This is a genomic window from Mesorhizobium sp. M1409 (genome assembly GCF_040317535.1).
Taxonomy (GTDB): Bacteria; Pseudomonadota; Alphaproteobacteria; order Rhizobiales; family Rhizobiaceae; genus Mesorhizobium.
Map to the genome: position 1 here is coordinate 146,959 of NZ_JAMYKV010000003.1, position 10,504 is coordinate 157,462.

Here is a 10,504-nt window from a genome sequence, read left to right on the forward strand (position 1 = left end):
GATTATCGACCAAGGACGGACCCCAATGCATCTTGAAGGCCCAGCGCAGAAGCGCGGCGCTGTTCGGCCAGGCTTTCCCTGGACGGCGCGGCGCCGTCGGAGCGGACCGTTTGGCTGAAGTGGATGACGATCGGCCGCTCGCCACCGCTGGAAGACGATGACCCGCTTCGCTGATCCTCGAACTGATCCGGCCGCGCCACGATGACGCGCTCGTTCGGGTTCTTGAAGAACTCGACCTTCTGGGTGTCGCCGGGCGCAATCATGCCACCGGTGTCCATGCCGTAGACGGCACGATGCGCGACCTGCTCTGGTGTCGCGGCAAGACCTTGCGCGCCATATCCGATGCTCCCGGCACCGACGATGCCCGCTGCATGGAAGTTCGACCGAGCCGTCTGCAGTGCCTTCACATAGGCGGCAGCAAGAGGATCGTCCGCAGCGCCACCTGACGACGACGATGAACCACCAGAATACGAGGACGATGACCCGCTGCTGATCGCCGCACTTGCGGTCTTCATGTCGTCGAGGGCGCCATAGGTCTTCCGGGTGTTCGCCTCGATGTTCATGAGGACGGTCCAGATGCGGTCCTGCTCTCTGGTGGCTTCGCGGCCTGTGAAGCCGGATTGCGCCAGCGCAAGCGACTGGTCGTGCGGAACAACGGTCGCTGCCGACTGTGGCATCACAAGCTCGGGGCCATGCTCGCCGACCCAGTAGGGCGTGTTGGCGGAGACCGGCCCACCTGCGGCGCGGGCTGGATAGCCCCACGATTGTGTGGCGTCATTCCACACCGGCTGGACGGTTATCGTATTGGAGCTGCGGAAGCGTGTCACACCGACGGTGCTGGTGCCCAGATCGCCCGTGCCGCCCATGCTGCCATAGCCGGAGGTATTCGGCACGGTGGTGGCGGTCATCGACGGGCCGGACTGCGTGCCGGGAATTGCACCGTAGCGGGTCACGCCAACCGTGCTGGACCCTCCGCCTGTAGCGCTGGGCACGCTGTATTGCGATTGCGTACCGGAGCCGACTTGGCGGGTGACGACCGTGATGGTGACGGTCTTGTTGGGCAGGTTCGCTATGCTGGTATGAAGGGTATTGACGGTCGAATTGAGCTGCCGGACCTTGATCTCACCGCTGACGATGCTGTCGAAGAATGCATTGATCGCTACCGGATCGCCGCCTTGCGCGAGAAGCGTCTGGCGCAGCATGTCGAGACTGTTCTGGAAGTCGCGCACGGAACCAGCATTGCCGGTGTCATAGGCCGCAAACAGCCGGTGGATGGCATTGACGTTGCGCTCGACGGCTTCCGTGGCTGCATTGGCGTCACCAGCGAAGCCCTTGCCGAACACGTCCGCAATTTTGGCTTGTGATGCCGCAGCGAGGGTCTTCTCAAGCTCCGCAGCTTCGTTCTGCGCTTTGTGGAGTTCCGTCGTGGCCCCCTGAATCTGACCCAACTGCGCCAGCTTGGCATCTTCGAACGCCCGCGAGACGTTGATAGCTTGCTGGCTCATGCCACCGAATTCGATCTTGACGCCATTGGCCGCCTGACCAATGCCGCCGATTGCCGAACTGAAGCCGTTGGCGCTGCCGGCGGCGCTGTCGAAGCTGATATTTTTGAGAGCGTCTAGACCTTCAAGCGCGTGATTGGTCGCGATCTTGTCGACGACATCGCTGGCGAAGTCGCGTAGCGGCGTCGACTGCATGATCTGCTCGATCGCGGCGTTGCGATCCGCAACGGCCTTCTTCAGGTTTTCGAGATACTGGTTGTCCAGCGGTGCGATCGACTGATCGGGCGCATTCAGCAGCGGGATGTCGCTGCCGGTAACCCGGTTCAGCGCGGCAATGATCTCATCTGCCGCATCCGACGATTTCTTGACCAGGTAGTTCAGCGACGTGATCGCCGCGTTCGCCGCACCAATGAAAATGGCGCCGAGCTGATCAGGGAAGCTCTTCCAGTAGGCGACGATGTCGTAAAACGCCGCATGGAATGCGTTGATGATCAGCTCAGCGATGTCCACGGCGGCGGACCCGAGTTTCTGGAAGGCGTAGCTGAAGCCTGATGTCACGGCGTCGATGCCGGTCCCCAACACGCTGTTGTGGATGGCGTCGCCGATGACCTGGAACACAGCCGTGAAGGTCTCGCCGATCCCGACAACCCGGTGTTCCGCTTCGCTCGCCTGATCGCGGATCGCTCCGAACCCAAGGGCCGCTGCTGTCGCGGCGGTGCCCAGCAGCCTCAGCGCAGTGCTACCGGCGAGGAACGAAGCGAAGCGCGACGTGATGCCACCCAGCATCGTCCCCATCTCGCTGATGCCAGCCCGCAGGCCGCCGCGCCCCATGAATATCTGTCCAATCTGGGCGAGCTGGAAGCCCATGTTCTGAAGGAAATAGAGCGGCGACTGGAACGCCAGCGGGATCGACTGCGCGATATCGATCATCTGGAATTGCAGGTTGCGCATCTCGTACGACATCAGCTTGCTGCCGCGCGCGACAGAGGCAGCTGTCACATCGAACCTGCCCCGGGCCAGCGCTTGGGCGGCCGCCAGTTCCTCGGTCGAGATCGCACCCCGGGCGGCGAGGACGGCGTATTCCTCGAGCTCCGTGTTGAGGTGCATCTGGGCGGTGCTCAACGGGTCGATTTCGGCACGCAGCACCGCGACTTTTGCCGCCATTTGATCAGCTTCACGGCCGGCGGCCTCGAAAACGGCGGCAGAAGCGCGGGCTGAATTAACGTCGGCGACGCCGATACCGAGCGTCCGGTTGATGGAGGACTGCGCGTGATCAGCGGCCGCAGCCTCACGGCCGGCTACGGCGAGATCCCGGTAGCTCTGCGCTTGGGCAGCTGCTGCGCGCGCTACGGCGTCATGCTGCAGCCGCACCATCCCGAGGACGCGTTCCACCTCAGCCTCACTGACGCCAAGTTTCCTGGCAGCAGTATCAGCGGTCAGCAGCGCCCGCTCCATCGCCTGGGTCGATCTTGCCGCGGGATCAACCGTTGCGAGGAGACGTTCCCACGCCCTCGATGCCGAGGTGATCGACCCTATGGACCCGGTCATCACCGCGCCCTGGCGCTCGATCGCTGCCGTTGCCGCCTGTTCGCGCTCGATGACTTTGTCCGTCGCCGCCTGCGCCGCCTTCATGGCGCGCACATACGTCGCCGAACCAACCTCGGCGCCACGGGCGTCGATGGTCAGTTCGGTGACGACGCTTCGCGTTTCGTCAGCCATGATTGCTCCGGTGGTGATGTTGGGCTAGCGTCTGCGGCTCCAGGGGGGCCACCATGCGAACGCTTGCTATCTTGATGCTTCTGACTGGAACCGCTCACGCTGGATGCAATGAGACGCTTCTCACTTTTACGGACTGGTCGATCGAAGCGCTCGACGCTCAAACCAACGAGATGACGACGACGTTCAAGTCGAACGCCGTCAAACCGATCCGGATGATCGATGCAAGCGCCGGCTATCGCGACGCCTTGGGCGCATCGATCAGTTCATTTGCGCTCAACAGGGATGTCTCCATCCAGCCCGCCGGCACCTACGCGGAAACAAAGACGTGGGGACCGTTCACTTTCGAACGCCTGTTGGGCCTCAAGCATGACGAGGTCGCCACTTATGTCTGCGTGAAGGCTGTTCTGTACGATGACGGCACAAAACAGGAGTTCAAATGAACGATCAACCATCGCGCTTGCGGGCGGCCTCAGCCAGATAGGCGCGATCAAGTTGTTCGATGACGTCGACCTCCCATGGCGCCAGGCGCAGGCCTGACATCCTCTGGAAGGACTCGAGATCTGGCCACGACCACATGCCGCCTGGTGGCCGACGATTGGAGATCCTGGCGAAGGCCCGCCAGAGGTAATCCATCGCCTCGGGCATAGGTGGGCAGGCCAGTTCCGCCTCGAGCTCCTGCCGTCGCTCCTCGGGTAGACGCCGCGACAGCAGGCCATGCAGGATGTCGCGATAGCTGAAGCCGTCCTTGTCGACGGATGACAGCGCGAACTCACGCTCTGCGAAGGCGATCAGATCTTCGCGGAGCCCTTCGTAAAAGACCGCTCGCCACCGATGAATTCGAGCGCCTGCAAATAGATATCCACCTTGCGCGGATCGATCAGCAGCTTGGTGGCAGCCTCCGGGCTGAATGGCAGGATCTCACCGTCGATCTTGACCGGCGACCAGTCGAGGATGCGGTCGACGACGAATTTGACGTTGCGCTGACGAGCCTCATCGACCGATTCCTCGGGCTCGATCCACTTCTTGCCGTTGGTGCGCGTCTGTTCCTTCTCGCGATCGAGATGGAGGCGCTCTCTGGCGATGCGGTTGGCCTGTTCGACGCTTTTCGGGTGACCGGGGCCGGCAAATATCCATACCCAGGCGGTCAGCTTGCCGCCAACCTTGACGGTCATCTTGGATTCATCGGCGGCGTCGAGCTCGCCGGCGCCGAATTCGGCTATTGGGGCGTCCTTGGTCATTTACATATCCTTGTCGGAGGTAGTGGCGGCGGGTCCGACAACCCGCCGCCGTGCTGCGCGCAACATCGCCCCGGTGCCGGCCGGGAACTGGATCAGTGGTCTTTGGCCGTTGGCGCGCGTTTCGCCGGCTTGTCGGCGGTTTTCTCCGCCGGCTTGTCGGTCGGCTTCATGTTCTTGGCGGTCGTGCTCACCACGATCGCCTCGAGCTGCGCGGCATGCCTTGGCATGTCGACGCGGTAGCCGGCGTCGGTCGCCGCCTTGATGGCGTCGCGCAGCGTCACGGCGGCGTCACGCACCGCCTTTTCGAGAGGGTCCATGCTGGCTTCTTTCCTTCGGGTTTGGCGGCCTATCAGGTCGCGTTGGAGACCTGGATCTTGACCTGGGTGGCGTCATAGCCGGCGCCAGTGTTGTCAACGCCGACGAGATCTGCCGGAACCGAGACCGATTGGGTGCGCGGGCCGCCCTCCTTGGCGAGCGCCGACTTGTCCACCGAACCCAGCGTGAAGTTGCCGACAAACAGCGAGAAGAAGTCCTTCGGTGCGCTCTCGTTCTCCTCGGCGAGCACATGCAGCGACAGTGGCGTCTCATCGACGAAGTCGGCGAGCAGCAGCAGATCCTTGCGCAGCATGGTCATGTTCATCATCACCGTTTCGGAGCCGTTGAAGACATCCGGCGCATAGGGGCTCGGACTGATGACGTCCGGCGACGACGGCTTGATGTCGACGGTGATGTCGAACGAAGTCAGATCGACGAGATCGGTACCGCCGAGCCGCACCTTGGCTTCGACGACTGCCAGCGGCACACCGGTCGAAGTGGCCGGCGACGTGAACATCGGAGACGCCCCGGATGCCAGCGGGTCGAATTGGCCGGTGCCGACCAGCGAAGTATCGAAGGTCAGCAGCCCGTTTGGCGCCATCGTCAGCTTGTAGGAGCCCCAGACCGCATCCGATGACACTTCGGACTGATCGGTGTCGTACTCATATTCCTCGATCGTGAAGTAGCGCTTCACCAAGTTGCCAGGACCTGGGTTGACCAGAACACGACCGGTTCTGGTTAGCTCGCACGATGTATCGGGGACCACATTGACGACCAGCGTTTCGGCGACTGTGACCGTCGTCGAGGACACGCCGGTAACCCTCAGGTTGATGTTGTTGTTTGCCGTCGAGGTCGCCTGGTTGGTAAGCCTCCAGACATCACCAACCTTGACCCCGAGTGAGATCGGCGAGCCCGACGTAAATACAATCGTGTTGGCGCCGGTGGTGAGTGAGGTGAAGTTGGCCTGCGTGAGCTGAAGATTTGCAGCACTCCAGGTGCCGCGCATGACGGCTTCCATCATATCGTCGAAACCGCCGATCGACAGTTCGTGCGAGTAGGAGCCCGCGGTTTTCTGAAGCCCGTGACGGCCGCGCGTCGACATGCCGTCGCGCCTGATCTCCTTGCTGCCGATCGAGGCCTTCGTCATCCGTATGCCTTGGCCACCGGTCTGCCTGATGACCTTCGCACCCGAGCCGGAGGCCGGTACGCCAAGACCGGACTGCACCTTGAACGCGGCATAGCCGTTCCACTGTTCCTGATATCCCATGATGGTCTCCTTGAAAGGTGCGGATCAGCCGCGGTGCCAGTAGGTGAAATCGACGGACATGGTGACGCCGAACCATTTCCCGTCCTCAGATTCGGTGGCGTTGTCGCCGCCGATGACCTCGGGTGCCAATGTGCGGATGTAGGACCCGAGTCCGTCGTCATAGAACTTGGCGGCTCGGAAGATCTCGCCGATCGCCACTGCGCATTGATCCGCCTCTGCGGTGCCTTCCCCGACCGGGGTGAAGACGTGCACGATGATCTGGCCGTCGTAGCGCCAACCGCGGTTGTTGGCGGTGCCAAACGTCCAGATCCGGCTACCGGTGTCGCGAATGCGAAGATGGATCCATGGCGCCGGAGATCCGCTGGTGCGCAGCGGCGGCCAGGGCTGCTCCGGATCCTCGTTCTGGTAGGTGATAGGTGTCGTCGTCCAATTGTCTTCGAGCCACTCGCGGATCGCGGCCTTGGCGCCGGCATAGTCGGCCATGTCAGCGCTCCGTGATGATCAAGGCCGGGAACCTGGCGCCGGGCTTGTTGTGTGCTGTTTTGCCGTGCTTCTTGCCGGTAGCGCTTTCGAGCAGGCCGGATGCCGGGCGGGCGGCGCCATCACCCATCCACCACGGTTGCCCGCTCGATGCCGCCAAGGCCTGGTTGACCTGTGAGCCGCCGACGATGCCGCGATAGGTGAACTGGACCTTAGCGATGTTGCCGAAGCGCGCCATGATGACGCGTCTCGCCTGCTGGTAGACCTCTTCGGTGCCGGGCACCCGCATCTTCATCGAGCCGACTTCGATCTTGCGGCTGTAGGGCACATAGTTGGTGATCGCGAGATCGGCGCCAGGGATGTAGCCGTCCAGGTTGGCCGCCGCGGCGCCATTGACGAAAAGCGTATGCGAATTCCGATATTCGCCGGACAGCACCGGCGATAGATCAAACAGCGTCTGCATCGCGAACCGGACGACCTCTTCCAGTCGCGGGTAGGTGTAGACGATGACCCCGAACGGCTTCACCGCCTCTTCTGGGGTGCCCTGCTGGCCGTCGACGATGCGAATGAACGAAGATGGCATCGGTGCCGTGTTCATCACCGCGGCGTGTTCACGCTTCGCAACGGCGACGACCATCTTTTGGGTGGCCTCGATCGTCGCCTGCGCCGCGATGGCGAAGGTCAGTGAGCCGGGCTGAAGGCGGGCCATTACGTCTCGACCCGCTTCGGTGCCAATTCTTTGACCCACTCAGGCGCGTCGCGGTTGATCTTGAGGCCAACGGTCCCGGTCAGCATTTCGCGCCTGATCTCATCGCCGTCGATGATCAGCTCGCCGTTCTCTTTCGGGTAAAAGACGACGATTCCCTGTTCTTCGTCTGCCGTTTCGACGTTGTCGATTTCCTTGCCGTCGACGAAGACCTTAGCCCAACGCACCCACGGTACGCTTTCATACGCCGCATCGTCTCTGCTTGCCGAAACTCGCATCAGCCTCTTACCCGCATTTCGATTGCGATCAGCACGCCGGCGACCCGCCTCGTGTTGTCGTCCGGCGCCTCGATGTTGATCTCGACACCCCGGATGACGGCTTTGTCGTTCTTGCGCACCGGCAGCTCGAAACCGGCGTCTTCGAGATCCGGGCCGAACACGATCAGTTTTCGGTCGCCCTGGATGATGCCGCCGACGAGCTCGTGCGGCTCGTAGCCGACGACGCGCGCCAGAACCGGGGTATCATCGAACGGCCGATCGGCGCCGCTGCCAGTGTAGCGCCGGATCGCCACCGCACGGGTGCCGTCTTCGTTCAGTTCGCCGACACGCAGCAGCGCATCGCGGTAGGCGTCCCGGATCTCCTGCGGGGTCAAGGGCATCAACGCTCCTTGATCTTCAGTTTTTGCGAGAAGTCGTCTTCCTCTCCGTCCGACATGACGATGTGGTTGGTGATCAGGTACGTCGTTCCGACGACCCCGCCTGAAATTCTCACCGTCGCATTGGTATCCGCGAAGGAATCCGTCACCTTGACCAGATCGCCACCACCGGCCCATGTCTCGCCATCGAGCAGCCACGTCGAGGCGGCGATCGTGACCGCGTCGGGGAGATCGGCGGTCCAGTCGATGCCGTAGTCGCGGATAGCATCCTTGTCTTTTGGTCCCCAAGTCATGGTCGCCTCATGCGTTTCTGGAGACTGGACCGACAGCGGCCGAGCGGCTCACGGCGGCAACGACGACGCTTCTGGCGCCCGCATCGACCGTTGCGCTGCGCGAGACCGCCTCAGCAACAGCGAAGAACCCGGCTTCGGTTGGAAAGGTCAGGCCGGTTGAGATGAAGCCACCGCCGAAGAAGCGCTCGCCGAAGAAATGCCGGCCGAAAAACCGAGCGCCGAACATCAGGTCGCATCCGTGGTGACGGCCAGGCGGTTGCCATCGGCGTCAACCGTGGCGGTCAGCCGGTTCTTGCTGTCGGCGGCGTCACGATAATGAACGGTGCTGCCGTCGAGCCCATCGGCCACTCCGTAGAGCGCGGCGCGCGCCAGGCGGTAATGATCCTGGACGGTCTCACCACCTTCATAGGTGGCCGCCAGCACCGCGGCGGCGACATCCGTGGCGGCCGGCAGCGCATCGATACTCGACTGCGAGGCAAGACCCGCCTGGATCTCGGTCACGGCATCGCCTGCCAACGCCGCCGCATCGAGGCTCCCCGCGGCAAGGCTATTGACCAGCGTCACTGCGGCGATGGTGCGGGTTTGCACCTCGTCGGCGATCTCGTCTGCAGTTGGCGCGGTGCCGACCGGGATATTGGCGATGTCGGTTGCGATATCGGTATCGGCCGGCGTGCCGAGGCGCGTCATGATCGCATTAGTTGCTGCGATGACCAGCGACTGGTCGGCTGGATCGCTGGGCAGGTTTGTCGTCTTGGCATCGATGGCGACGACACCGGCCAGGATGGTGGTGGCCTTGCCGTCGATCGACGCGATGGTGGCGTTGTCAGGTGCGGTATAAGAACCGGCGGCAAGGCGCGTGCTGATCGCGGCATCAATGCGTCCGGTAACCGTGGCAGTCACCCCGACATCAGCAAGGGCGGTGTCAACTTCGGCATTCACCTGTGCGGCCGACAGATTGTTCAGACCCGCGATGGCCGCCAAGGTTGCGTCATCGGCAGCCGCGAACGCCGTGGCCAGTTCAGCGTTGGTCGGCAGCGCGTCCAGTTGCGTGTCGAGATTGGCCGAAGCCAGACCGACCGCCGTACGCGTTCCTGCGGCATCGAGCGGCGCCGTATAGGATGCTCCAGCCAGCCGGCTGGAAATCGTGGCATCCAGATTGCTAGCGGTGAGGCCGGTAACGCTGCCCACCGAGCCGGTGACATTGCCGCCGACATTTCCGGTGACAGAGCCTACTGCCCCCGTGACGGAACCCACGGCACCGGTCACGCTGGCAATGGTGACATCGCTGGCCACCTTGGCGTCAGTGATCGCATCGGCGGCAATGGCTGTCGCCGTAAGAACAGCAGCCGCCATAGCGCCAACGCTGGCATCGATCCGGCCCGATACAAGGGCGGCAGGCAGCACACCCTTGACGGCGGCGACATCGGCCGAGACCGACGCCCCAGCCGGCGCTCCGAGCCGTGCAAAGGCATCCCCCGTCATGGCAGGCGCCGTGGCACTCTTCCAATCGAGCACGTTGACATCGACCTGGTTGGCGACGGTGAACGTCACCTTGTCCGTCTGCACCTTGATCGCTGAGGTATCGACCTTCACGGCCGCCACATCCGCGCTTACGGAAGCACCCGCAGGAGCACCAAGACGGGCATAAGCATCGCCGGTCATCGCAGCGGCGGCCGAGCCTTTCCAGTTGATGACGTTGATATCCTGAATGCCTGCAGTAGCCGGCGTCGAATAGATCGTGCCGAGCAGATATTTGTCATCAACGATCGGCACGCCAGTCACGTTCGGCGCTGGGACGGCGCCGCCAGCCCACGCCTTGCCGTTCACATCAACACGCCCATTGGCATCCTGATTGATCTGGCCCGCCCCTGTGCCTCGCGTGTAGAGGCCGCCTGCGGCTTCAGCGGCGGCGTTCGGCAAGGCGGTCAGGCCGGAGCGAACGGCGTCCTGCGGGTCGATCGCGACCAGTTGCACATCGCAGCTCGCCTGCACCATGCCAGTGGCGCCCTTGATCACGATCACAACGTCGTCGCCCGCCCCAGTCGCAAAGGCTGCGTCCGGCACATCGAGGCGATAGACGCCAGGCATGTTGGTGGCGTCAACTTCCTTGAACCCGCCGCTGGACCAAGCAGTGTTGGCGGCGGCCAGCGTCGCCAGCGTGATCGCCGTCGCGGTGCTCTGGTTACGCACATAATATGCGGTCAGGCTCGACGTGTTATAGGCAAGCCCGGTCTTGCGGCCACCGGTGGTCGACGTCGAATCGAGCACGTCGACATAGATCGACTGGCTGGTGGCGCCTTTCTTGATGGTTCTCATGAATGCCTGTTCC

13 protein-coding genes are annotated in these 10,504 nt (G+C 63.0%); 1 reads left to right on the forward strand and 12 read right to left on the reverse strand.

The window, feature by feature from the left end:
• Positions 1–2: 2 nt before the first annotated feature.
• Complete coding sequence (locus NKG99_RS03785) at positions 3–3,134, reverse strand: hypothetical protein (protein WP_352864313.1); 3,132 nt, start codon at positions 3,132–3,134, stop codon at positions 3–5.
• 140 nt (positions 3,135–3,274) lie between these two features.
• On the opposite strand from NKG99_RS03785, the gene NKG99_RS03790 reads away from it, so the two are divergent.
• The gene (locus NKG99_RS03790; protein ID WP_352864316.1) at positions 3,275–3,661 is read left to right on the forward strand and encodes a hypothetical protein; all 387 of its coding nucleotides are present in this window, start codon (positions 3,275–3,277) and stop codon (positions 3,659–3,661) included.
• A 4-nt stretch (positions 3,662–3,665) separates the two neighbouring features.
• On the opposite strand, the gene NKG99_RS35915 is transcribed toward NKG99_RS03790, so the two are convergent.
• The 11 genes from NKG99_RS35915 to NKG99_RS03845 form a co-directional block, all read right to left on the reverse strand.
• Positions 3,666–4,058 carry a phage tail assembly chaperone gene (locus NKG99_RS35915; RefSeq protein ID WP_502913685.1) on the reverse strand — a complete coding sequence of 131 codons (393 nt, stop codon included), beginning with the start codon at positions 4,056–4,058 and terminating at the stop codon, positions 3,666–3,668.
• Complete coding sequence (locus NKG99_RS03800) at positions 4,010–4,459, reverse strand: branched-chain amino acid ABC transporter (protein WP_352864320.1); 450 nt, start codon at positions 4,457–4,459, stop codon at positions 4,010–4,012. Before NKG99_RS03800 ends, NKG99_RS35915 begins: the two co-directional genes overlap by 49 nt.
• A 92-nt stretch (positions 4,460–4,551) precedes the next feature.
• Positions 4,552–4,776, reverse strand: coding sequence for a hypothetical protein (locus NKG99_RS03805; RefSeq protein ID WP_352864323.1), 225 nt, complete (start codon positions 4,774–4,776; stop codon positions 4,552–4,554).
• A gap of 32 nt (positions 4,777–4,808) precedes the next feature.
• A complete protein-coding gene (locus tag NKG99_RS03810; protein ID WP_352864325.1) occupies positions 4,809–6,041 on the reverse strand; it encodes a phage tail tube protein in 1,233 nt (410 codons plus the stop codon).
• 24 nt (positions 6,042–6,065) lie between these two features.
• Positions 6,066–6,524: a hypothetical protein gene (locus NKG99_RS03815; RefSeq protein ID WP_352864327.1), complete on the reverse strand. Its 459-nt coding sequence runs from the start codon at positions 6,522–6,524 to the stop codon at positions 6,066–6,068.
• A gap of 1 nt (position 6,525) precedes the next feature.
• On the reverse strand, positions 6,526–7,230 hold the full coding sequence (locus NKG99_RS03820) for a hypothetical protein (RefSeq protein ID WP_352864329.1): 705 nt from the start codon (positions 7,228–7,230) through the stop codon (positions 6,526–6,528).
• A complete protein-coding gene (locus tag NKG99_RS03825) occupies positions 7,230–7,454 on the reverse strand; it encodes a hypothetical protein (protein WP_352864331.1) in 225 nt (74 codons plus the stop codon). The genes NKG99_RS03820 and NKG99_RS03825 overlap by 1 nt, the downstream gene beginning before the upstream one ends.
• Before the next feature lie 50 nt (positions 7,455–7,504).
• A complete protein-coding gene (locus NKG99_RS03830; protein WP_352864333.1) occupies positions 7,505–7,885 on the reverse strand; it encodes a hypothetical protein in 381 nt (126 codons plus the stop codon).
• Positions 7,885–8,175 carry a phage fiber-tail adaptor protein gene (locus tag NKG99_RS03835; RefSeq protein WP_352864335.1) on the reverse strand — a complete coding sequence of 97 codons (291 nt, stop codon included), beginning with the start codon at positions 8,173–8,175 and terminating at the stop codon, positions 7,885–7,887. The genes NKG99_RS03830 and NKG99_RS03835 overlap by 1 nt, the downstream gene beginning before the upstream one ends.
• A gap of 7 nt (positions 8,176–8,182) precedes the next feature.
• Positions 8,183–8,401: a hypothetical protein gene (locus NKG99_RS03840; protein ID WP_352864337.1), complete on the reverse strand. Its 219-nt coding sequence runs from the start codon at positions 8,399–8,401 to the stop codon at positions 8,183–8,185.
• Entirely contained in the window at positions 8,401–10,491 is a 2,091-nt protein-coding gene (locus tag NKG99_RS03845; RefSeq protein WP_352864339.1) for a hypothetical protein, read from the reverse strand. Before NKG99_RS03845 ends, NKG99_RS03840 begins: the two co-directional genes overlap by 1 nt.
• Positions 10,492–10,504: the final 13 nt, after the last annotated feature.